Source organism: Streptomyces sp. 17_S59 (genome assembly GCF_056930295.1).
The window spans coordinates 60,886-81,801 of sequence record NZ_JBXOWD010000002.1 but is presented as its reverse complement, the minus strand read 5'-3'; the positions used below and the strand labels follow the sequence as shown (position 1 = coordinate 81,801).

The following is a 20,916-nucleotide window of genomic DNA, read 5'->3' as shown; positions in this document are numbered from 1 at the left end:
CTCCGCAGACACGACGCGCCGTCGCTACGCGACGGAAACCCCATTGCCATCACTCCGTGATGGCCCGGGACGGAGTCCCGGGAATCTGGGCCACTCCGTGGCCCAGGAGGCCAACTCCGTTGGCCTCGGGCTCGGATCGCTCCGCGATCCGGCCAGACGGAACACGCTCCGCGCGTTCCTAGAGATGGCTGGCAGTAGCAGGGGTGGCGGTGCCTCGGGTGGTGGGGACTCAGCGGGTCGGTACCACCCTGTCCTTGGGGTCAGCTACAGACGAGAAGTGTCGGACAACGCTCACTGCGAGGGCTCCAGACTAGCAGAAACGAACACATCAGAACACCCTCAACAAGCACCGTGCGTCATCCTGTCATACCCGCTACCTTATGGAGAGACAAGCCACCCCCGCTACGGTGCCCGGCGACCAGGGACGGAAGATCGAGTATGGCCCGAAAAACCCCTCATAAAGAGGGCGGAAAGCCGATTTGGTTGGCCCTCTGGTTTCCGAAATAACTGCATTCTAGCCGACGGACAAAGCGTCAGATGCGAGCGAGAAAGGGAAATTGCATGCCAGGAAAAGAACTGTTTCCGCATCAGGTGGAGGCGGTCGATGCCGTCCTTCGCGCTCTGCAGACACCTGCTGGCGGACACATGCCGGCCGAGGGATTGCGGACTCAGGTCATCGCCGCGACCGGCTCGGGCAAGACGTTGATCGCCGCCGAGGCCGCCCAAAAGCTGGCTGCGCGGCGAGTGCTGGTCTTGGTGCCGACTCTGGATCTGCTGACACAGACCGCGGCCGCATGGCGGGAGGCCGGCCGTACCGGGACCGTGCTCGGAGTCTGCCGGCTACCGGCCAAGGACTCTGACGGCGTGCCCTGTACGACGGACTCAGCCGAGCTCGTGGCGTGGGCACAGGGGCTGGAGCAGGTGACGGTGTTCGCCACCTACGCCGCCGTCGGCCTCGGCATCCTCCAGCGCGCCCATGCTCAGGGCCTGGGCGTGTGGGACCTGATGGTCGTGGACGAAGCCCACCGCACCAGCGGGGACGCGGGCAAGCCGTGGGCGACCGTGCACGACCAGGCCAAGATCCCGGCGGCCCGCCGTCTCTACATGACCGCCACCGCCCGCGTCTGGGAAGCGGCCGGGAGCGGTCGTGACGAGGAGCCGCGCCTGATCGCGAGCATGGACCCGGACTCCACCGTGTTCGGGCCGGTGGCGTTCAAGCTCACCCTGTCCGACGCCATCAGCCGTGGACTCGTCGCCCCCTACCAAGTCGTGTGCGTCGACATCACCGACCCCGAACTCCACCAGGCGCACGAGCAGGCCGGACCCGGCTCGGACGAGGTACGCGGAGCACGGCTCGCCGCCCTGCAGACCGGCATCCTGACCGCAGCAGCACAAGAGCAACTGCGCAAGGTACTGACCTTCCACAGCATGGTCACCGAGGCCGAGGCCATGGCCGAGAGCGTCGTCGACGTCGCAGGCCGGCTCTGGCAGGACGATCCCCGCCGCTTCCCGGCGCCGGAACGGGTGTGGGCCGCCTGGCTGTACGGCGACCACGCCCCCCGCCACCGGCGCGCCGTACTGGACGAGTTCGCCTCCGACGTCATCGAGGACCAGGACGGGCTGCGGCCAGCCGCTCTGCGCGTCCTCAGCTCGGTCCGTGTGCTCGGAGAAGGCGTCGACACAGCGAATTGCGATTCCGTCGCCTTCTGCGACGCCAGAGGATCGATGATCGATATCGTGCAGATGGTCGGACGTGCACTGCGCATGAAGCCCGGCGAGGGAAAAATCGCTTCGCTCATCGTTCCCGTATTTCTCATGCCGGGTGAAAGTCCGGACGAAATGCTGACCTCTCCTGCCTACGGCACCCTCGCGAAGGTCCTCGGAGCGCTTCGCGCGCACGACACCGACACCATCGAAGCCCTCGCCGACCCCCGTGTACGCAGCGGGAGCTACGAACCGGAGGAAGAGGCCGCCGGGGCCGGTGAAGGCGGCCAGGAGGAGCTGGAGGGTGACCGGGGGCCGAGTGCGCCCGCGCGGGAGCTGCTGAAGTTCAGCACGCCCCGGGACCCGGCACTGCTGGCGCGGTTCGTGAAGCTGCGGGTGATCGAGCCGGAGAACGCCTTCTGGCGGCGCGGGATCGAGGCCGCCGTGCGGTACGTGAAAGAGACCGGCGCCGAGCAGTTGCGGGTGCCGTACGACTTCATCACCCCGCCGGAGTGGTCGCCCGCAGGGTTTCCGCTGGGCACGTGGCTGGCCGATCAGCGGCGCTTCAACAAGGCCGGGCGCCTGGCCCCGGCCCGCGCCGCCGAGCTCGACGGGCTCGGGATGGTCTGGTCCCACCAGGACGTCGCGTTCGAAGAAGGACTCACCGCCGCCCGCGCGTGGGCAGCCGTCCACGGGCACTTCCTGCCGCCAGCCACCGCCGTCTGGGACGGGTATCCGGTCGGGACCTGGGCGAAAAATCAGCGGACCGCCGCCCGGCTTGCGGACACCATCGCCGAGCGCCGTGAGGCCGGCCTCCCCGTCGATTCCAGCGCCAAGGCACTCACCGAGGCGCGGCGTGAGGCGCTGGAGGAGATCGATCCCGGATGGTGCCCCGTGTGGGATGTCGGGTGGCAGCGCTGCTTCCGCCTCGCCCAGGCTCACGTCGAAGGCGGCGGGGAGGTGCCGACGGTTGCGGGTGAGGTGATCGTGCAGGGCGAAGACCTCGGACGATGGGTGACCGGCTGCCGCCTCAGCTGGGACAGCCTCATGCCGGTCCAGCAGTGGCTGCTCGAGAACGTCCTCGGCCTCACACCGGCCGAGGAGCACGAACGGCCTGTGAAACGCACGCAGGAGGACAAGTGGGCCCTCAACCTCCGTGCCGCACGGCAGTTCCACGCCCGCGAAGGACACCTCAACGTGCCCCGCAAACACATCGAAATGGTAGGAGACCAAGCCGTGAAACTCGGCACCTTCACCGACAACACCCGACGCCGAGCCCACAAACTCACCCCCCAACGCCGCACCGACCTCGACATCCTCGGCATGCGCTGGTGACACCTACGCGCCTGCAGCGAGAGCGTCTTGCGCCGCAGTGCGCATCGCCACCAGGGGCACCTGGGGACTATGCCGGGCCCTGGCCGGTCGTCAGGGCCGGGGCAGCGGCAGGCTGGGCAGGTGCGGGTGCCGCAGGTGCTGCCCGCCGTCGTAGACGTGCAGGGTGAACGTCTCCGGTCCGGGCCGGCCCGCTTCGTCGTAGGCGGTCAGGACGCGCTCGATCCGCTCCCACAGCCGCACCGGACCGCCCTCGCGCACCTCCCACCCGCCGTCGCGGGGGATAAGGGTGGCGGCCGAGCCGGTGACCACGTCCACGAGGTGCACCACCTCCCCGACCATGACCATCTGCGCGTTGGGCGCGGCGCACTGGGCGAGGAACCGCAGGTGGAACGTCTCCTCGGTCGCGGCCGTGATCCGTTCCGGACAGTGCTGGGCGGCCCGGCCCGTCTGGGGGAGTCCGGCGGCCCAGTGGGCGGGGTTGCCGAAGGCGGGGGCGGCGTGGGTGCGGGCAGACATGAAGGAGACCGTCCCCGGCAGCAGCTGGCCCTCGGCGGTGCCGTCGTCGTGCACGGTGAGCAGGATGCGGGCGTAGCCGTAGAGCCAGCCGGAGAGGGTGAGCAGGATCTTCCCGCCGGGGCGGGTCTGGGCGATGAGGGCGGGCGGGACGGCGCGGAAGGAGCAGGCGGCCACGATCCGGTCGAAGGACGCTTCCGGCCAGTACCCGTACAGCCCGTCCGCCACCGCCAGGGTAGGGGTGTACCCGCAGCCATACAGCGCACCCGCCGCCTGCTCCAGGCGGCGGCCGTCCACCTCGATCGAGGTGACGTTCGCGGAGCCGAGGCGTTCACAGGCCAGCGCAGTCGAGTACCCGGTCCCCGTGCCCACCTCCAGCACGGTGTGCCCCTCGTGGACGTCGGCGTCGGCCCACATCCGCACGACCAGCGACGGCAGGGTGGAGGAGGAGGTCGGTGCCCCGCCGTGCCGGGCGGCTGGCCTCTTCCAGTCGGGTTCGTCGCCGTCGAACTGCGTGATCAGGGTGGTGTCGGAGTAGGCGGCGGTCAGCCACCGGCCCGGGTCGGTCTCGGCGGTGACCGGCTCCCACACCGTCATGCCCTGCTCGTCGGGCTCGCCGGGGAGGTAGAAGCCGGGCACGAAGTGGTGCCGTGGCACCCGCTCGACCGCCTTCCGCCAGCCGGGCTCGTCGAGGACACCGTCCTCGACGAGGGCCGCCGCCATCGCTTCGCGCAGGCGTGCGGCATCGGTGTCCGTGTCGGCGGGCATCGTCATGGCCTGTCGTCTCCTTCCGCGCTGAGCACGTCGGCGAACGCCGCCGCGATGTCGTCGGCGTCCGGCACCCAGGCCCACTGACCGTTGGGATTGCATTCGATGAACACCCAGTCCTCCGCGTTGTCGCCGGGCCCGGTGAGGGCGAAGTCGAAGCAGCCAAAGACCAGCCCGAACGCCTCCAAGTACGCGTGCAGCCCCACCTGCATAACGGTGGGCACGGCGATCGGGGTATGCACCAGGGCGTTCCAGTCGCCGCGCCGCCAGTCCAGCGACCCATCAGGGGCGGTGATCCTCTGGGCGAACACCCGCCTACCGACGACGGTGACCCGGACGTCGCCGGTCTTGGGGACCTCGGCCTGGAAGAGGTGCGCGGTCACCGCCAGGGAGTCGTCGAAGGTGGCGGCATCGACGCGCTGCGTCCAGATCGCCCCGGCGTTGCCGTCCTCGTCTTGGGGCAGGCCGCGGAAGGTCTTGCAGATCAGCGGGCCATGCTCGGCCGCGAACTTGGCCGCGGCCTCGGCGTCGTTGGTGACCAGCGTCTCGGGCACCGCCAGCCCGAGCCGCGCGGCCTGCTGGAGCTGGGCGGGCTTGAAGTCGGCGGCCGTCACCGCCAGGGGGTGGTTGACGTAGCGGACGCCGTGCAGGTGGCCCAGGACGCCGCCGAGCCCGTGGCGGGCCTCGGCGGCGGCGAAGTCCCGGACCTGGGCCGGCAGGTGCGCGAAGCGGGTGGCGTACGGGGTGGGGCGGCGGTAGTAGACCGCCGCCACCTCCCCCAGCTCCACCTCGCGGCTGGCCGTCCGCAGCCGCCCGCCCCACACCGGCGCCCCGGCGCCGATGCGGGCGCCGAAGACCAGCTCCGGCCCGATGTCGGCGGGGTCGACGCGAGCGACGGGCACCTTACGCTCGTTCAGCGCGTCGATGACCCAGTCCGCGGTGACGTCCTCCAGGGACGTGATGACCAGGACGAGGGGAGCCACCGGGCGCCCTCAGTCCGACTCGTAGTCGGTGGTGACGTCGTCCTGCGTCTGCGGCTGCGGGTCCTTGCCGTCGCCGCCGCCCGACATCGACGCGGTGCCCTTGGTCTCCGAGCTGCCGTGCTTGCCCATCTCCACCACCTGGCCGGCGTCGTCGGTGTAGCGGGCCATCTGCGTGACACCGTCCAGCACCACCGTGGCGTACGGCAGCGGGCCCGTCGGCAGACGGTCGGTCACCAGGCGCATCGCCCACGGTGTTTGAGCGGTCGGAGTCGCCATAGTGCTCACCCTTCCCCTCTCGATGATGCGGAAGCCCAGTGGCTCCCGCGTCGTGCAGAATCCTCCCGCTGCTGGGGCTGCGGCCAGTACCGTAGGTGCCGCGAACCGTGGCGAAAAAACCACGCTCCGTGACAGTGACGTCGGGAGGGCGAGACGGCGATGACCGGCAGATCCAGCAATGCGCACCTGGCGCTGTGGGTCGCCGCCAGCGGCCTGTCCCACGGCGAGATCGCCCGCCGGATCGCTGCCGAAGCCGTCCGCCGAGGTCACCGCCAGATCGCCCCGGATGCCACCCGTGTCCGCCGCTGGATCGACGGCGAACGCCCCCGTCCGCCGGTGCCCGTACTGCTCGCCGCCGTGCTCTCCGAAGTGGTCGGACAGCAGCTCACTCCCGGTGACCTTGGCCTGACGGCCGCTGGGGCGGTGCTGGATACGATCGCCCTTCCGCTGCTGACCGAGGCAGCCGCCCAGACCCTGGCCGGATGGACGCAGATGGACCTCTTCCTGGACCGCCGCGACACACTCAAGCTCGCCCTCGGCGCCCCGCTGATCCTCGCCGCCGAACGGATGCTCGGCGGCACCGCCCACGCGGTCGGCCGCGGGGCCAGGGGCTTCGATGCCGACACGGCCGCCGCGCTGGAGGAGGTGACCGCCTTCTTCGCGACGGCGGACGCCGCCAGGGGCGGAGGCTTGTACCGCTCGGCGATTGTCGCCCAGCTCGCCGAAGTCGCCCGCCGCATCGAGGACGGAGTCCCGCCCTCTCTGAAGGTCCGGGTGTTCGCGGCGACCGCCGATCTGGCGGCGCTGGCGGGGTGGGTCAGCCATGACAGCGGTCGGTACGCGACCGCCCAGAGGTACTGGAGTTACGGGATTTACGCCGCCGGGGAGGCCGGACAACGCGACCGCGGGGTCGAGATCGTCACCCGCATGTCCCACCAGATGATCTACCTCGGCCACCCGTCCGACGCCCTCGGCCTGCTGGGCGTCGCCGCGAAGAAGGCGACGCTGCCCGCCACGCGGGCGCTGGTCGCCTCCCAGACCGGGCGGGTCCACGCGGCCCTGGGCGACGAGCGCCAGGCCGAGCGGCACCTCGGCGCCGCCGACGAACTCACCGTCGGCGGCCTGGGCGACGTGCCGCAGTGGGTGGCGTACTTCGACGCCGCCGAGCACGCAGGCGCCCGCGCCGTCTCCGCCCGCGACCTCGCCGCGGCCGGACGCCGCCCCAGGCCCGCGAGCCGCCACTTCACCGACGCCCTCACCCTGCGCAAGCCCGGCTTCGAACGGGTGAAGGTCATGGACCGGATCGGGCTCGCCGCCGCCTTCTTCGACGAAGGCGACGCCGAGCAGGGCGCCGCCGCAGCCCAGCAAGCCCTGACCGATGCCGCCCGCCTCGACTCCACCCTCGTCGCCTCCCGGCTGAACACCCTGCTGTCCGCCGCCCGCCCGTACCGCACCACCGCGGTGGACGAGGTCCGCACCCGCGCAACGGATCTCGCGGCAGCCCGCCCGACGACCGTCGCAGCCTGAGACCATCGCCTCCATGGGAAAGCACTCCCGTCCCGGACCGCCGAACCAGCCCTCCCGCGCAGTCCCCCGCCTGGACGCCAACGACCAGCTCGCGGCGTACAACAAACGCCGCCGCCCGCCACTGGACATCCACCGCCGCCACCGGCCACTGCACAGCGGCGCCGGCCACCTCCACCCCGACGAGCCAAGGGCCCTGGAGGAATGGGACGGCTTCACCTTCGTCCCCACTGGGATCGCCCCCGACCTCGCCGCGGCCCAGCAATGGGTGAACGACCAGACCACCGGAGCATCCGCCAGCCGCCCCGCCCGCAGGAAAGACTGAGCAGTCATCACTGTACGAACTCGCTTGATCCGCAGAGCAAGCACGGGGCGGTGGTCGAGATAGCCGAAACCGCCAAGTGTCCCCTCCGACGCGCCAGGATCCGGTTGAGTGCTGGGTAGCGGCCTACCGGCACGGCTTCTGGGGAGCGATGATGACTGACATCCGTATGAGTGCTGACGTACGTACCGTGCTCGGGCCGGACGGCGTGGCCAAGGCCGGGGCGGTGACCCTCAACAACGCGGTCTGTCTGGGCTGTGAGAAGAAGATCCATCCGGACGAGCCGGCCAACGTCATCGTGCGCATCGCGGGCCTTGAGCGGGCCACGGGCCGTGTCGCGCACGTGCGGTACGCGCACACCCGCTGCCACGCCTCCGCCGTTGTCGAGATTCCCGAGGCCCGCTCCCCCCGGCCGGCTGCGCCGGACGACGGCATGGCGATGCGGATGACCGCCGCCGCCGTCGAACACGGCCGCTCCGTCCTGCCCACCCTCATCGCCGAACTCGAAACGCCGGTCTACCTCAACACCGGAACCGGAGCGGGCTCCGAGCTCCTGGACGTCCTCGCCTCCCGCGTCCTTGCCCGCGGCTTCTCGCCCGTCGGCCGGATGCGGCAGGCACCCGCGCACGCGGACCGGTGGCTGGCCACCTACAGCACCCCCGCCGGGCCGGACCGCATCGCGCAACTGACCGTCATGGAACCCGACGGGACGCTCTTCTACACCGGCACGATCGCTCCCCCGCCCCAGTGGACCGCCGGGGTCGAGCAGTACGGCTGGAGCGTGATGTACGTGGGGAAGATCGGACTCGCTGGAATCCCCGCCAGCGACCAGAAAGCCAAGACCCGCCTCATGCGGGAAGCCGCAGCCGCTGGCCGGTTCGTCGGTGCACGTATCGCCGTCCACCACCTCGAATAGCCATCGGCGAGCCGCGCACTTTCCTGGCAGATACTGCGCAAGGCATTCCAGAGGCCCGAGGCCGGGCCTACCCTGGCCCGGAGCAGCCTATCTCCCGCAGTTCAATGACTAGGTCGGTCTCTGATCCGCCGTGTTGGCGCTGATGCAATGTCAGTACCCCGCTATAGCCTCCTGCGGTGATCATTGACTGCACCAACGATATTGTCCCACCCAGGTTTGCCGACGACGCGCTCAACGAGCTGATGGATACCTACATCAGCGAGGCCACCCAGAACGACCTGCTGGCTGCCTACTTCTGGGTCGCCGAAGGCCAGGCCGCCGATGTCATCTTCTATTCGCTGCAAGAACACAACAAGGTGCTTCAGAGGGAGATCACCGATGCGGAGCACCGGGCAGATCGCCTTGAAATGGTCCCACGGCCCGATGCGATCACCAAGGCAGCTGCCGATGCGGCCCGCCGCCTCCGAAGGCGCCTCCAAGTCGAGTTGAGCGAGGGAAAGGAGGCAGAACAGGAAGCCGAGCAGTTCATACGGAACCTCGGCAAAGGGCTGGGACAGGCCCACACCACAGCGCGGTACACCCCAGAGCGGGACGAGATTGGCGGGCCGCTCGAACTGCTCATGCCTCTCTGGGACGGATACGTCTGTGCACACAGACGGCTCAAGCAACTACTCAAGGAAGACCACGAGACCCTCCACGCCATTGCGCTGGAAGATCAGCGACGGCGCGCAGCACAAGCCTCCCGGAGAGTCGACATAGACGAGTTCGACTCCGACGGGTTCGCGGCCCTCGCCAGCGATCTGCTCACCAGCGAGGGCTGCTCCTACGTTCGTGCCGGGGACGGCAGGGACGGACCGGACGTCCTCACTGTCCTTCCTGACGGGCGCACCGCCCAGCTGTACTGGGAACACGTCGAGGACGCCGTCACCTACTACGGAGACCGGGACACCGCCCGCTTGGGAGTGACCGATCTGCGGGCCATGGCCTGTACCGGACGCCGGGCGCGCGGCCCCCAGATCACCATCGTGATCAGCAATGCGCGGTTCACCCGCCCCGCACAGCGCTACGCGGCGACCCTCGGCATCCGGCTGCTCGACCGTGACGACCTCACTGCGTGGGCCTGCTGGCGAACCCCTCTGCTCCAGCTCTTGGAGACCACCGCAGCCGGCGCTTCCCGCAGGACGGCCTGACCCGTGAAGATCGACCGTACCGCCGATGTCATCCCCCCGAAGTACACATCCAAGACGCTCGGCTCCCTCATGGGTCAGTACATAGCCGAAGCCGGACAAGCGGATCTGATCGCCGCATTCCTGTGGGTCACCGAAGGCCGTATCGCCCGCGACATCTACTACGAACTGACCGAGTTCCGTGACGAACTCTTGCGCGAAATCGACCACGCCGGGACCAGAGCCGATCTCATCTTCACGGACGACTGGCGCAGCCGCACCAGCCCCACCTGCTGGCCCGCCACGCGTTCCGCAGACAAACTGCGCGTTGACCTGGAAGCCGAGCTCTCCGGAATTCGTGAGGCCATCAAGGCCGCCTACGACGCCTGGCACACCCTCACCAAGGAGTACGGCGAGAACCCCCGTCACCGCTACCGACCGGGGAGCACCCCGAACACCGCCCCCCTCGACAAAGCCATCAGCCTGCGTCGCCACCTCGCCGAATCCCGACGGCGTGCCGCCGTCGCCCTGCAGCGCGACCGCGACGAGATGCACCGGCTAGCGTGGACCGAAGACCAGCACCGCAGCTTCACGGAGACCGCGCAGAGCTTCAGCATCCAGGACATCGACACGATGACCCCCGCCCAGTTCGAACACACGACAGCAGAACTGTGCCGCCGCGACAGCCTGGCCCTTGAACGCATCTGTGGAGGCGCAGGCGACCTCGGTGCCGACGTCATCGCCGTCACCCAGGACGGGCAGAAGATCGTGATCCAGTGCAAGCACGTCCGCTCCCGCCGGACCACCATCGGCTCGCCGGTACTGCAACGACTCAACGGGACCGCGAAGCCCGTACATGGCGCGGACATCGCCGTCGTCGTCACCAACGGCTATTTCTCCAAACCCGCCACAGCCTTTGCCAACGCCCAGAACATCCACCTCATCGGCATGCACCAGCTGAAGCGGTGGGCCGAATGGGGCGAGCCTCTCACCGGCCTCCTCGACTTGCGGACCAATACGTGACGGTAGCCCGCGCGTCCACGACGGCTCTCTCAGCACCCTCGGATCGCGTTTCCACGCTCACCCTTCGCCCCTGCAGCCGGAGAACGATGCCCCCGGTGTGCTGGCCAGGCCCAGAGCTCGAGGGGAAGGAAGTCAGTAGAGACGGCCAGGAATGCGGCAGGGCCCAGATCCAGGATCCGGGCCCTGCCGGGGCTGGTCTTCTACGCGGCGAAACCGACGTTGGTGACGTACTCGTACTGGCCCCACTGCGAACCCAGGTCCGGGAGCACATCGGTGGTCCAGGCGTCGTCGAGGCCCTGGTGGTCGCTGGCCGCCCAGGCGCCGACGATGCGGTCCCAGCGGCGTACGTTCATCGTCCGGTACTCGATGACGCGCTGGTGCGGCCGGGCGACCTGGGACTGGTTGAGGGGGTGGATCTCCACCCGGGTCCCGCGTCCCTCGCGGTTCAGACGCTTGAGGAGGTGCCGGGCGACGTTCTGCCGACGCACCGCCTGGTACGCGGCGTCGATGCGTTCCAGGTTGGCCTTCGACGGCCGGCGCTTGCCCTCCAGCCACGCTTTCAGCGTCCGGTCGGTGACCGTCAGCCCGGCGTCCTGTGCGGCTTTCCGGCTCTTGCCCGTCTTCGTCAGGTAGTGCAGGCGCGCTATCAGACCGCGCCTGGCGGTCACCGGGGTCGCGATACCCCCCGCGAGCTCGTCCAACTTGCGGGCCACGGCGTCGCTGCCCCTGATGCCCCGGGCACCGAACCTTCCGAAGTCGAGGTTCTTCTCCGGCATTACCCCTCCCCTTCCGTCTCCGTGTGCTCGGCGGTGCCGGCGGTGTAGGTGTCCTTCACCTTGACCTCGGTAACGCCCCGGCCTTCGGGGAAGACACCGCGCCAGTCGCCGATGACATGGAGCTCGTCGGTACCCATCGCCCGAACGACCGTAAGGCCCTCGTCATGCGCCTTGAGCGCCTTCAGCCACAGGTTCGCGAACGCCTGCGAACGGATGATGTGCATCCAGTCCGGACGGTACAGCTCCCGGTTGTAGTTCGACTCCCCCATCGTCGAGACGAATTTCGAGTACATCGCCTTCACATACTCCAGCGTCACCTCGTCGCCCTCGGCGATAGCGGCATCGCGGGCGTCCTTCAAGGCGATACGGAACTTCTCCAGGAGGTTCTCCGTGGCGCCGGAAGTGTAGGACTCGTGGACCTCCGGCGGCGCGCACAGAGCGTACTTCGGACCGGACAGGCGCAGCAGCAGGCGCAGGGTCGGCTCGGTGACCCACAGCGGCCCCGGCTCGTCCCGCTGGCCGATCGGGTTCGGCAGCACGTCCTCGTGCTCCCAGACGGGCGGGGTGATCAAGTGGACACCGGCGCGACGGCGGTCATGAGGCAGGCCGGCGGAGTGCTCGAGCTGGCCGAGCGGCAGGTGCGTCTTGAGGGCGCTCAAGTAGGCGCCGTTGATATCGAGCGCCGTCACCTCATGCACACCGGGAGGCAGTTCGTGCCGCGTCCACTTGGGGCGGGCCTCCCAGATCTGGTCCGCACCACGGGAGGTCTGCTTCTTGAGGATGTCGGGGATCCACGGGTGGGCGATCACGTCGTAACGGGCGCCCTTGCGGGTCTCGTCCAGCAGCCGCATCGCATCCGGGATCGCCCGCTTCAGCAACACGGCCGTCGCCGTTTCCACGTCGCCCTGGTGCTCGGCGAGCGCAGCCTTCACCGCCTCGCTGATCAAGTCGCCGGGGCCGGACGGCTCCTGGAACGCACGCCGGGCCGGACCCTGGGAACGCCCGGAGGGACGCGCCGACGTACGCGGTGTGCGCGACGTCGCCGACGGCTTGCCGGCCGGAGCGGTCTCGGGCTGGGCGGGCGGTGCGGTGGGCTTGTCGGGCGCGGCAGCGGCGGCCTGGCAGTCGGCGGGGTCCAGATGCTGGGCGAAACCCGCCACCCGGGTCCCGGCCGGATGCCCGCACAGCACACACGGCTCGGGCGCGGCGAGGGTCTCCACCTCGTCACCGTCACCGCCTTCTTCGGGCGCCGGGGAAGGCGGAGAAGTCTCGGCCGCGGCAGGGGCCTGCGCCGCGGCCGGCTCGGCGGCAGACGGCGCCGCCGAGGCGGTGTCCGCGGCGAATTTGGCGGCCAGCCCGTCCAGCAGATACGCGTACTTGGCGCGGATATCGTCGACCGGATCCCGGCCGCCCTCCCAGGCCGTGACCGTGGACGGGCTCACCCCGAGTGCCCGGGCCACCTGCGCCTTGGACAACCGAGCCCGCTCGCGCAGATTACGGCGCACCTCGGGGGTCGGGAGCTTCGCCTGCGGACCGACGGAAGCGAGCAGGGAGTCGATCTCTTCGAAGTCACTCACCGGCCTGCTCCCTTCAGATGTAGGTGACGGGGTTGCGGGACAGGTGCGGGCTGGGGGTGGGGCGGCCGACGCGGGGGTCGCCACGCAGGATGCTGCCCTCGAGGGCGTAGCGGTCGCCGTGCTTGGAGATCCCCGTGATCGTCGCGACCACGAGCACCATGTTCTCGGTGTTGATGATCTGCACCTCGTCCTGCGAGAGAGCCCGGTCGGCATTGAACTTCCAGATACCCCGGCCAGCTGCCCACGCCTCGTCCTCGCTCATCCCGGGTCGCCACCCCAAGGTGACACGCCCCAGGCGGTCGTCCACGTCCGCAGCGCGTTCGGCACCGATCTGGATCTGCAGCACCGCCCACCTCCCCAAAGAAGAACTATCCAACTTGTTCCAAGGTTACCACCCGTCGCTTAACTTTCCAACAAGTTGAACAGTATTCGTTCCGAGCATCCGGCGCACTGCGCGCGGCACCCGGCCCGGGGGGCGGGCGAAGGTCAGCGACTCCCCTCACGCAGCGCCCGACGGGACGCCCGGCGGGCACCCCGTTCCGCCTGATACGCCTCCTCCGCCGCCCGGTCGGACAGGCACTCCGGGCACACAAAATCCAGCACCCGGCGCCGCAAGGCCCGGCGCAGCCGGGGCCCAGGCGGCAGCAGCCCGCCACGGGCATGACGGCGCACCGCACGCGCACTCGCCCCGAGGACGGTCGCGAGCAACGAGGCGTTGTCGTCGTGCCGAGCCAGGAGGAAGGTCGCCTGCGCCCGGTAGCCGACAGGGAACCGCGCGGCCAACTCGGCCAGCTGCTCAGGGGTGAGGCGGGGGTGAAACACGCAGCGCGGCGCCTTCTTGTTCGTCCGGGCATCGACCGGCGGGTTCGCGTTCATGGCCCCAGAGCCTGCCCGGCCCGGCCTGTGGACGGAGCCCATGCACCCCGCCCGCAGAGACCCGCCCAGGCGGCGTTTTCCCTCGCGTACGCAGGCGCGGTTCCAGCGGCAGCGATCCAACTTGCATGTTTTCAAGGCTAGTTGACATGACTTGCGGTGTTCTGTCATGTTCTGTCCGCCAGTTCGAGGCGGCCGTCGAGAAGAGGAACTCATGGCACGACGAGACGAGTACGACGAGAGCCAGGCTGCGAGGCGGCTGAGGATCCCGGTCACGACGTGGCGCTGGGCGCGGCACGCCGGGCTGGTCCCGGAGCCGGATGTGTCGTCCTGGCAGTGGTCACGGGCGGCCGTGGAGGCGCTGGACGCCGGGGCGGTCCGGGCGTCGCTGCCCGAGCTGGTCAGCCCGTACGAGGCGGCGAACCGGCTGGCGTCGGCGCTGGGCACCCCGAACCAGGAAGGCCAGGCGCCGGTGGTGTCCGCGTACGCGGTGGAACAGCTGATCGCGCTCGGCCTGTTGCTCGATCTGAGCAACGATCACAAGTACCCCAAGCTCAACCCGGACCAGGTCGACGAGATCGCCACCCGCCCGGACCTCCCGCAGATCCTGGCCCGCGAGGCTCCGCTCGGCCCCGAGCAGGCGGCCTCCCGGCTCGGCGTGCGCAGGGTCGATTATGAGTGGATGCGGCGGCTCGGGTGGGTCGAGCCCGTCTCCTACTCGCGTGTTCGATTCGGCACGTCCAGGGCCGGCGCGGTGACCGTGCCCCGCTTCTCCACCGGCGACGTCGACGCCCTGCCCGAACAGCACCCCGAAGTCGACTGGACGCATCTGCGCAGCATCGGCAAAGGCCAGCGTTCCCCGCTCGCCGCCCTCGCGACCACGCAGGAGACGGCCACGGCGTGACCAGCCTCCGGTCCGGGGCGGGCAAGTGGCCGGAAGCCCTGCCCACCTCCGGCCGGCGCTGGCACACTCGGCACCGTTGTGATCACCGAAGCGATGGAGGACGCGTTGAGCCGGCAGGAACAGCCCTGGCAGCCGGGCCCGAACGACCTGCCCTTCACCACCCACCTGATCAACCCGCACGGCGACCGGCACCTCGGGTTCAACGACGCCGACGGCCGCTTCTACCGGCTGTGGCAGCACCGCCGCCCCGAGCCGCTGCGCACCGGCGACGCAATCCTGCTGCGCCCCAGCGACGTCGACCAGATCATCAAGCTGTCCATAATCTGGGCCAAGAACCACCCGTCCGACCCGCGCAGCGACACCCTGGCCGACGAGGTCGCAGCCGGGGCCAAGGCAGTCGTGCTGCACTTCGCCCAGGCCGCCCAGGCCCCGGCACAGCGGTAGAAACTACGAACCGCCCGCCGCGCCCCAGCCACTGAGGAAGCCGGCCAGGGCGCGGCGCTGTTCTTCCTCGCGGGCGATCTGCCGTGCGAGGACCTGGCGGTCGATGTACGGGTCGACGGCGGCGAGGACCAGGCGCTGCAGTTCCTCGGGCTCGAGGGCCTCGACCTCCCACTGCACGGGACGGGCGGGATCGAGGCCGTAGCGGTGGGCGAACGCCTTCCACCGGGGATCGCCCCGCTTGCCCTCGGCCGCCGGCAGCCCGTACGCGCGCACCTGGTCGTAGGTGAGCGCGACACGCCACACGCGGTCCCAGCATGCGGTGCGCTCCACCCAGTCCCGTTCGATGTCCATCCCCGAAGCGTCAAGATCACCGAGGTACGCCAGATGTGCCTCGCGACGGTCACCGGCCGTGCGCTCCCGTACGACGTCGGCGTACGACTGGGAGCCGAAGCCGCGGACCACCAGGACGGGGATGCCCAGATCGGAGAGCCAGCTGGTCAGCTGCTGGCGGAGGGTGTCCTTCTCGGCGGCGACGTACAGGGCGTGCTGCTGGCCTTCGCTGCGGTCCAGGCGGAACCAGTCCGGCATCTCCCGCACGAACGCGCCCGCGTCCGGCCAGGCCGGCGGCACGTGGACCTCGCGGACGGTGTCGATCAGCTCGGGGAAACGGCCTTCCCGGCGGGCCTGCGCCAGCTGCGCGGACAGACGGCGGTACATCGGCGCCGTGTGCGGGAGCGCGCCCACGGACACCAGCCGGTACATCACCTGGCGCAGCGTGACCTTCAGCGGCGCGTACCCGTTCACGATCTCCCGTGTCGGCGGCGGGTGAATCGTGACCCACTTTGGCCGGTTGAAAACTGACCCTTTGTGGGGTTTCAGTCGTTGTTGTCGGTAGTGGTGTCGGCGGGGACGCGTCCGAGTTCGCGGCCGCGCATGCGGTAGGAGTCGCCCTTGAGGGAGTGGACTTCGGCGTGGTGGACGAGGCGGTCGATCATGGCGGCCGCCACGGTCTCGTCGCCGAAGACCTCTCCCCAGCGTCCGAAGGGCTTGTTGCTGGTCACGATCACGGACGCGCGTTCGTAGCGGTTCGAGATGAGCTGGAAGAACAGGTTCGCGGCCTCCGATTCGAAGGGGATGTAGCCGACTTCGTCGACCACGATCAGCGGGTAGCGGCCGAGGCGGGTGAGTTCGGCGGCGAGGCTGCCGGCCTGGTGGGCGGCGGCGAGGCGGTCGACCCACTCGGCGGCGGTGGCGAAGGCGACGCGGTGTCCGGCCTGGCAGGCGCGGACCGCGAGCCCGATGGCCAGGTGTGTCTTGCCCGTGCCCGGCGGACCCAGAAAAATTGCGTTCTCCTTGCCCGCGATGAAGTCGAGTGTGCCCAGGTGGGAGAGCTGCTGGCGCGTCAGGCCGCGCAGATGGGCGACATCGAGTTCCTCGATCGTTTTGACCGCGGGGAAGCGGGCGGCCCGTACTCGTGCCTCGCCGCCGTGGGACTCACGGGCGGAGACCTCGCGCTGGAGGCAGGCGACGAGGTATTCGGCGTGGGTCCAGGACTCCTTGCGGGCCCGCTCGGCCAGCCGGCCGGCGGCATCCAGCAGGGCCGGGGCCTTCATCGCCCGGGCCAGGAAGGACAGCTCGGAAGAGGTCTGCTGGCTGGTCCGGCGGCCCGCGGCGGCGGGAGCCTCGTCCTCAGCTGGCTCGGCGAGTGCGGCATCGCCGTCGGCGGCGGTGACAGTGCGGGGCATCACACGGCCTCCTTGTCGGCGCCGCCGTCGATGACGGTGAACAGACGGTCGTAGGTGCCCAGCTCGCGCTGTTCGACTTCCACCAACGGGCCGGTGCTGCCGCGGCTGACGGCCTGGATCTGACCCGTGGGACGGTGGCGGGCCTGGTGGCGCATCATCGCTCCGGCCTCGGCGTGTTCGGGGTCGGTCAGGGTCTGGTGGCGGGCCCAGCAGCGGGCATGGCGGGCCATGATCTCCCCGCCGGAGGCCAGGACGATGACCTCGTCGTTGTCGGTCAGCACAGTGACGTGGCGGCCGATGGCGGCGGGGTCGACGGAGTAGTCGCAGGTGTCGACGCGGACGTAGTGGTCACGGCCGAGCCGGGTCGCAAAGCGCCACCAGGTCGGCGGGTCGACCGCTGGGAGGGTGAGCATCTGGGCCCGGTCCGCGTCCCACCGGTCGGCCGGACGGGCTCCGAGGGTGCGGTGGACGCGGCGGTTGGCGACCTTCAGCCAGTCGGCCAGCTGGGTGTTGAAGTCATCCGGGCCGCTGAAGTGACGGCCGGGCAGGAACGAGGTTTCCAGATAGCCGTTGGCCCTCTCCACCAGCCCTTTCGCTTCCGGATCTCGGGGGCGGCACAAGTAGATCTTGGTGGCGAGCAGGCCAGCGAACGCGGCGAACTCCGAGGTCGGGCGTCCGCGGCCGACGCCGGCCTCGTTGTCCCAGACGAGCGTCCGGGGAACCGCACCCCACCCTGTCAGCAGGCGCCAGTGCCCGTCGATCAGGTCGCCGGTCCGGCGTGAGGGCAGCATCCGTGCGGCGATCACCCGCGAATAGCCCGACACCATCACCAGCACCGGCGGCCGCCCGGTCTGCCCATAGCCCAGCGGGATCCGGGCCTCGGGGAACCACAGGTCGCACTGGGCCAGTTCCCCGGGCCGGTAGGTCGTGCGCGAGACCGGATCCACAGGCAGATACGCGGGCCGGAGCTCGCGGACACGTTCCTTGAGGATCGTCATGCCCCGGTCCCAGCCGATCCGCTCAGCGATCACCGTCGCGGGCATCGTCGGCGTCTCCCGGAGCAGCTCGCGGATCTGCACCTCCACGACGTCGACCGCGGAACCTTTCGCCAGCCGCTCGTACTGCGGCGGCCGGTCATTCGCCAGAGCCCGCTTCACGGTGTTCTTCGAGATGCCCAGATGCCGCGCGATCGCACGGATCGGCATCTCCTCCGCCCGGTGCAGACGGCGGATCTCAGCCCAGTCTTCCACGAGGATCACCCTTTCCTCCTGACCTTGACCAGCAAGGCCAGAATGAGATGAAGATCCACAAATGGGTCAGTATTGACACGCCGTCAAAGGGTCAGACTTCGACCGTCGCCGAGACTCCCGCGCCCGGTCCACCACGACCGGCCACCGCACACGCTCCGTCATACCGGTACTTGTACTTGTACCCCTCCCGCCAACCGGACGGCTGGAGGCCGTCGGGGTGTCCGGGCACGAGCCGGTGCGTTGAACGGGCATGGACCTTCATGCTCTCGGCCGTGTCGGCACACTGCTGCACCGAGCCCACACCGCGCTCCACGCCACGGACGCCGCCCAGGAGCCGGGCAATGACAGAGCGCACGCAGCGGTGGGCGACGGGCTCGGCGAGGCACACGAGCTGGTCGGGCAGGCCCGCGACCACGTCCTGGTCGTCTACGCCCTCGCGCACCTGCGGATCGGCGTGCCCCAGGACCGGCCGGCGCGTATCCAGGACGCGTACAAGGCGCTGGCGAGCGCGGCCGACGAACTCGGGGTGACCACCGATGCCTGGCCGCCGGGCCCCACGGCAAGGCTCGGGGACGCGTGCCGGGACATGAGCAGGGCCGTGATGCTCCTGGCACCCTTCCTCGGCCCGCAGTCCAGAGCCGGGGCGGATCCTCACACGCCGGTACGGCTGGCCACCCACCTACAACTGGCCGCTGAGTCCGCCGACGCCGAGCCTGCGCCCCTCCCCCTCACCTGGCCATGACCGCCCGCCGTTCACCGACCAGCTCCGGTCTGCCCGGCCGTCCGAGGGCCCCGGTCAGGTGCGGAAGCGCGAGAGCCAGCCACCGGCCTTCTGCTCGGGCAGGGCCAGGTCCTGCTCTTGTTGCCGATGCGCGCCCGGCCAGGCTTGCTGTATGTCGGTGACGGCCTGCCGGTCGCAGTCCTCGCACAGAGACGGCCGCGGCTCTTGGGCGGCGCCCCAGCCGACGCGCTCGACCGCCCTCCACCGTTCGTCGGTGAACCCGGCGCCGCAGCCGGTGCAGACAGGACGACGGGCGTACCTCTGGAAGTGCTGCTGCCATGCCCCGTCACGGACCGGTTCCTGGCGCCCCTGCTCGCCGGCCGCCGGGACCGCGACGGCGTTGGCCCGGTACTTGCAGTCGTCGCACAGGTGCGGGTGGGTGTCTTCCGGGGTTCCCCAGTTCGTCGCCTGTGCCGCCTCCCAGCGTTCGTCGGTGAACTTCGTTCCGCAGCCGGCGCAGACGGGACGGCGGGCCTCACGCTCGGCTGCCTTCTTCGCCGCCTGCTCCTGGGCCGCCCGCCGCACCTGTGCCTGGTACTCGTCCTGCCGGGCCCTGGCCTCTTCCCGGGCGCGGGCGTCGGCCGCCTCGCGGCGGGGATTGCCGATCGCCTCCAGGAGCGTCTGGTTCGCGGGGCGGCCGAAGCGCCGGAAGACCGGCCCGGCCGGGCCGTGCTCGCGCAGGTTCCGCAGCCCGGTCGCGACGATGGGGATCTTCCCGTCGTAGAGGTGGTGGCCATCCTCGCGCTCGCCCGCCCACAGGTGGCGGGTGAGGTCAGCCAGGCGCGGGATGGTGCGGTTCGGGTCGCGGGCACCGATGTGGTTGAACACCAGCAGCACGGGCGGGTGCGTCGCCTCGCCGGACCCACTGTCAGGGACCGTCCAGCGGGTACGCCACATCGGGGTGCCGGTGTCCTTGGCCTCCCGCCGGAAGAAGCGGGCGTACTTCTCCAGCTTGGCGGCTATCTCCTCGGCGGTCTCGTGGCAGTTGTCGACCTCGATGAACAGCAGCGGCACCCCGTTCTGCGGGGCGGTGAGCACGATGTCGGCCTGGGCGCCGCCCTTGCCCGGCGCGTTCCAGGTACCGGTGGCGGGCAGCGGGACCTCGGTCGTGTACGACGCGAGGGTGCCGATCCCGCCGGGACCGTCGGCGACCGTCTGGGCGGCTGCGACCGCTTCGGCCGGCTCCCCGGCGAGCAGCGTCACGTCCGGCTTCGGACGCAGCATCGCGATGACGGTCTCATTGACGGCCATGGGGTGGGAGCCGCCGCTGGAGCCCGCGCCGCGGGCGGTCGAGCCCATATCCGACATCGGCCGCCGCAGTTCGTGGGAGGCGGCTTCCAGCCCCTTGAGGGTCAGGTTGCGCAGCGCCTCGCCTTGCTTGGTGCGGCCGCCGTTCTCCGCCAGGCCGTGCTTGCGCAGATCGGCGAGCGCACCGGCATGCGCGGCGGTCCGGGCGGTCTTCTGCTCCGAAGGCGTCGGCTTGTCGGTATGCCGGTAGCTCAGGTGCGGGCGCGCGATCCGCTGGACCTGGTCGACGGTGGCGACCTTCAGCACCCCCAGCACACGCAGCGCATCCCCCCGCAGATCGTTCGACGACCCCGCCGGATTCGTGATCCGCTTCCCCGCCATCAGCTCCGCCCCCTTCGTACAGTCCGGCCAGCGCCCCGGCGGCGGCCGCCGACCGGCAGCCGGTCCCGCCCGGCACGGAAGGGCGTCCGGCCCTCCCGGAACCCGATGATCTCCTCCCATACGGACATCAGGAGAAGAGAAGAGGGTTGTGACGGCGCGAAATTCACGCGCATTCCGGCCGTGACCTGGGGTTTTCCTGCCCGCCCTGCTGTCAGGCACCCAAGTGGGCCCCGAAGGATGCCCCCAAGTGCCCCCTCAAGGAGCCCGTCCGGGCTTGCCCACGACAGCCCCGGCGGCACGCCCGCCCGCAGCCTGCGAGGTGAGGCTGGCGGCCGGTGCCCCGCCCTCGGGTAAGTGGTCATCATCGTCTCGTCTCCTTCGCTGCCCCCTCCGGGACGGTGACCGAA

20 protein-coding genes are annotated in these 20,916 nt (G+C 70.1%); 9 read left to right on the top strand and 11 right to left on the bottom strand.

Features of this window, described 5'->3' with window-relative positions; genetic code table 11:
- Positions 1 to 537 precede the first annotated feature (537 nt).
- On the top strand, positions 538 to 3,039 hold the full coding sequence (locus AC1Z4A_RS32860) for a helicase associated domain-containing protein (RefSeq protein WP_483683891.1): 2,502 nt from the start codon (positions 538 to 540) through the stop codon (positions 3,037 to 3,039).
- Positions 3,040 to 3,129: 90 nt separating this feature from the next.
- On the opposite strand, the gene tgmC is transcribed toward AC1Z4A_RS32860, so the two are convergent.
- From tgmC to AC1Z4A_RS32845, 3 genes are read right to left on the bottom strand one after another with little or no spacing between them, the layout of a single operon-like run.
- Positions 3,130 to 4,326 (bottom strand): ATP-grasp peptide maturase system methyltransferase, encoded by a 1,197-nt coding sequence (gene tgmC, locus AC1Z4A_RS32855; protein WP_483683890.1) that lies wholly within the window; start codon positions 4,324 to 4,326, stop codon positions 3,130 to 3,132.
- Positions 4,323 to 5,303: an ATP-grasp ribosomal peptide maturase gene (gene tgmB / locus AC1Z4A_RS32850; RefSeq protein WP_483683889.1), complete on the bottom strand. Its 981-nt coding sequence runs from the start codon at positions 5,301 to 5,303 to the stop codon at positions 4,323 to 4,325. The genes tgmC and tgmB overlap by 4 nt, the downstream gene beginning before the upstream one ends.
- A gap of 9 nt (positions 5,304 to 5,312) precedes the next feature.
- Positions 5,313 to 5,579: a putative ATP-grasp-modified RiPP gene (locus AC1Z4A_RS32845; RefSeq protein WP_483683888.1), complete on the bottom strand. Its 267-nt coding sequence runs from the start codon at positions 5,577 to 5,579 to the stop codon at positions 5,313 to 5,315.
- Positions 5,580 to 5,738: 159 nt separating this feature from the next.
- On the opposite strand from AC1Z4A_RS32845, the gene AC1Z4A_RS32840 reads away from it, so the two are divergent.
- The 5 genes from AC1Z4A_RS32840 to AC1Z4A_RS32820 all read left to right on the top strand — a co-directional run bounded on the left by AC1Z4A_RS32840 (position 5,739) and on the right by AC1Z4A_RS32820 (position 10,530).
- Positions 5,739 to 7,106: an NsdA family TPR-like regulatory protein gene (locus AC1Z4A_RS32840; RefSeq protein ID WP_483683887.1), complete on the top strand. Its 1,368-nt coding sequence runs from the start codon at positions 5,739 to 5,741 to the stop codon at positions 7,104 to 7,106.
- Positions 7,107 to 7,119: 13 nt separating this feature from the next.
- Complete coding sequence (locus AC1Z4A_RS32835; protein ID WP_483683886.1) at positions 7,120 to 7,428, top strand: DUF6087 family protein; 309 nt, start codon at positions 7,120 to 7,122, stop codon at positions 7,426 to 7,428.
- Between the two features lie 166 nt (positions 7,429 to 7,594).
- Positions 7,595 to 8,341, top strand: coding sequence for a hypothetical protein (locus AC1Z4A_RS32830; RefSeq protein WP_483683885.1), 747 nt, complete (start codon positions 7,595 to 7,597; stop codon positions 8,339 to 8,341).
- Positions 8,342 to 8,517: 176 nt separating this feature from the next.
- Positions 8,518 to 9,531 carry a restriction endonuclease gene (locus AC1Z4A_RS32825; RefSeq protein ID WP_483683884.1) on the top strand — a complete coding sequence of 338 codons (1,014 nt, stop codon included), beginning with the start codon at positions 8,518 to 8,520 and terminating at the stop codon, positions 9,529 to 9,531.
- A 3-nt stretch (positions 9,532 to 9,534) separates the two neighbouring features.
- Positions 9,535 to 10,530: a restriction endonuclease gene (locus AC1Z4A_RS32820; protein ID WP_483683883.1), complete on the top strand. Its 996-nt coding sequence runs from the start codon at positions 9,535 to 9,537 to the stop codon at positions 10,528 to 10,530.
- Positions 10,531 to 10,730: 200 nt separating this feature from the next.
- Here AC1Z4A_RS32820 and AC1Z4A_RS32815 read toward each other — a convergent pair whose 3' ends face one another.
- From AC1Z4A_RS32815 to AC1Z4A_RS32800, 4 genes are all read right to left on the bottom strand, one after another.
- On the bottom strand, positions 10,731 to 11,306 hold the full coding sequence (locus AC1Z4A_RS32815; protein WP_483683882.1) for a transcriptional regulator: 576 nt from the start codon (positions 11,304 to 11,306) through the stop codon (positions 10,731 to 10,733).
- Positions 11,306 to 12,883 carry a helix-turn-helix domain-containing protein gene (locus AC1Z4A_RS32810; RefSeq protein ID WP_483683881.1) on the bottom strand — a complete coding sequence of 526 codons (1,578 nt, stop codon included), beginning with the start codon at positions 12,881 to 12,883 and terminating at the stop codon, positions 11,306 to 11,308. Before AC1Z4A_RS32810 ends, AC1Z4A_RS32815 begins: the two co-directional genes overlap by 1 nt.
- A 13-nt stretch (positions 12,884 to 12,896) precedes the next feature.
- Entirely contained in the window at positions 12,897 to 13,229 is a 333-nt protein-coding gene (locus AC1Z4A_RS32805; protein ID WP_483683880.1) for a hypothetical protein, read from the bottom strand.
- 140 nt (positions 13,230 to 13,369) lie between these two features.
- Entirely contained in the window at positions 13,370 to 13,759 is a 390-nt protein-coding gene (locus AC1Z4A_RS32800) for a hypothetical protein (RefSeq protein ID WP_483683879.1), read from the bottom strand.
- A 211-nt stretch (positions 13,760 to 13,970) separates the two neighbouring features.
- Between AC1Z4A_RS32800 and AC1Z4A_RS32795 the strand changes: the two genes are divergently transcribed.
- Together AC1Z4A_RS32795 and AC1Z4A_RS32790 are read left to right on the top strand one after the other, a co-directional pair.
- Positions 13,971 to 14,660, top strand: a complete 690-nt coding sequence (locus AC1Z4A_RS32795; protein ID WP_483683878.1) for a hypothetical protein — start codon at positions 13,971 to 13,973, stop codon at positions 14,658 to 14,660.
- A 78-nt stretch (positions 14,661 to 14,738) separates the two neighbouring features.
- Positions 14,739 to 15,104, top strand: coding sequence for a hypothetical protein (locus AC1Z4A_RS32790; protein ID WP_483683877.1), 366 nt, complete (start codon positions 14,739 to 14,741; stop codon positions 15,102 to 15,104).
- Between the two features lie 3 nt (positions 15,105 to 15,107).
- On the opposite strand, the gene AC1Z4A_RS32785 is transcribed toward AC1Z4A_RS32790, so the two are convergent.
- The 3 genes from AC1Z4A_RS32785 to istA form a co-directional block, all read right to left on the bottom strand.
- Positions 15,108 to 15,908 (bottom strand): hypothetical protein, encoded by an 801-nt coding sequence (locus AC1Z4A_RS32785; protein WP_483683876.1) that lies wholly within the window; start codon positions 15,906 to 15,908, stop codon positions 15,108 to 15,110.
- Positions 15,909 to 15,979: 71 nt separating this feature from the next.
- Positions 15,980 to 16,849: an IS21-like element helper ATPase IstB gene (gene istB, locus AC1Z4A_RS32780; RefSeq protein ID WP_483683875.1), complete on the bottom strand. Its 870-nt coding sequence runs from the start codon at positions 16,847 to 16,849 to the stop codon at positions 15,980 to 15,982.
- Positions 16,849 to 18,108, bottom strand: a complete 1,260-nt coding sequence (istA, locus tag AC1Z4A_RS32775; protein ID WP_483683874.1) for an IS21 family transposase — start codon at positions 18,106 to 18,108, stop codon at positions 16,849 to 16,851. The genes istB and istA overlap by 1 nt, the downstream gene beginning before the upstream one ends.
- A gap of 241 nt (positions 18,109 to 18,349) precedes the next feature.
- Here istA and AC1Z4A_RS32770 point away from each other — a divergent pair, with 241 nt between their 5' ends.
- The gene (locus AC1Z4A_RS32770; RefSeq protein WP_483683872.1) at positions 18,350 to 18,841 is read left to right on the top strand and encodes a hypothetical protein; all 492 of its coding nucleotides are present in this window, start codon (positions 18,350 to 18,352) and stop codon (positions 18,839 to 18,841) included.
- Between the two features lie 54 nt (positions 18,842 to 18,895).
- On the opposite strand, the gene AC1Z4A_RS32765 is transcribed toward AC1Z4A_RS32770, so the two are convergent.
- Positions 18,896 to 20,509 (bottom strand): replication-relaxation family protein, encoded by a 1,614-nt coding sequence (locus AC1Z4A_RS32765; RefSeq protein WP_483683870.1) that lies wholly within the window; start codon positions 20,507 to 20,509, stop codon positions 18,896 to 18,898.
- Positions 20,510 to 20,916 lie beyond the last annotated feature (407 nt).

Excerpts from the sequence above, each read along its gene's own strand:
- tgmC (WP_483683890.1), bottom strand. The coding sequence starts at position 4,326 with ATGACGATGCCCGCCGACACGGACACCGATGCCGCACGCCTGCGCGAA.
- AC1Z4A_RS32795 (WP_483683878.1), top strand. The coding sequence starts at position 13,971 with ATGGCACGACGAGACGAGTACGACGAGAGCCAGGCTGCGAGGCGGCTG.
- istB (WP_483683875.1), bottom strand. The coding sequence starts at position 16,849 with ATGCCCCGCACTGTCACCGCCGCCGACGGCGATGCCGCACTCGCCGAG.
- AC1Z4A_RS32835 (WP_483683886.1), top strand. The coding sequence starts at position 7,120 with ATGGGAAAGCACTCCCGTCCCGGACCGCCGAACCAGCCCTCCCGCGCA.
- AC1Z4A_RS32815 (WP_483683882.1), bottom strand. The coding sequence starts at position 11,306 with ATGCCGGAGAAGAACCTCGACTTCGGAAGGTTCGGTGCCCGGGGCATC.
- AC1Z4A_RS32840 (WP_483683887.1), top strand. The coding sequence starts at position 5,739 with ATGACCGGCAGATCCAGCAATGCGCACCTGGCGCTGTGGGTCGCCGCC.
- AC1Z4A_RS32830 (WP_483683885.1), top strand. The coding sequence starts at position 7,595 with ATGAGTGCTGACGTACGTACCGTGCTCGGGCCGGACGGCGTGGCCAAG.
- AC1Z4A_RS32845 (WP_483683888.1), bottom strand. The coding sequence starts at position 5,579 with ATGGCGACTCCGACCGCTCAAACACCGTGGGCGATGCGCCTGGTGACC.
- AC1Z4A_RS32800 (WP_483683879.1), bottom strand. The coding sequence starts at position 13,759 with ATGAACGCGAACCCGCCGGTCGATGCCCGGACGAACAAGAAGGCGCCG.
- AC1Z4A_RS32770 (WP_483683872.1), top strand. The coding sequence starts at position 18,350 with ATGGACCTTCATGCTCTCGGCCGTGTCGGCACACTGCTGCACCGAGCC.
- AC1Z4A_RS32765 (WP_483683870.1), bottom strand. The coding sequence starts at position 20,509 with ATGGCGGGGAAGCGGATCACGAATCCGGCGGGGTCGTCGAACGATCTG.
- AC1Z4A_RS32860 (WP_483683891.1), top strand. The coding sequence starts at position 538 with ATGCGAGCGAGAAAGGGAAATTGCATGCCAGGAAAAGAACTGTTTCCG.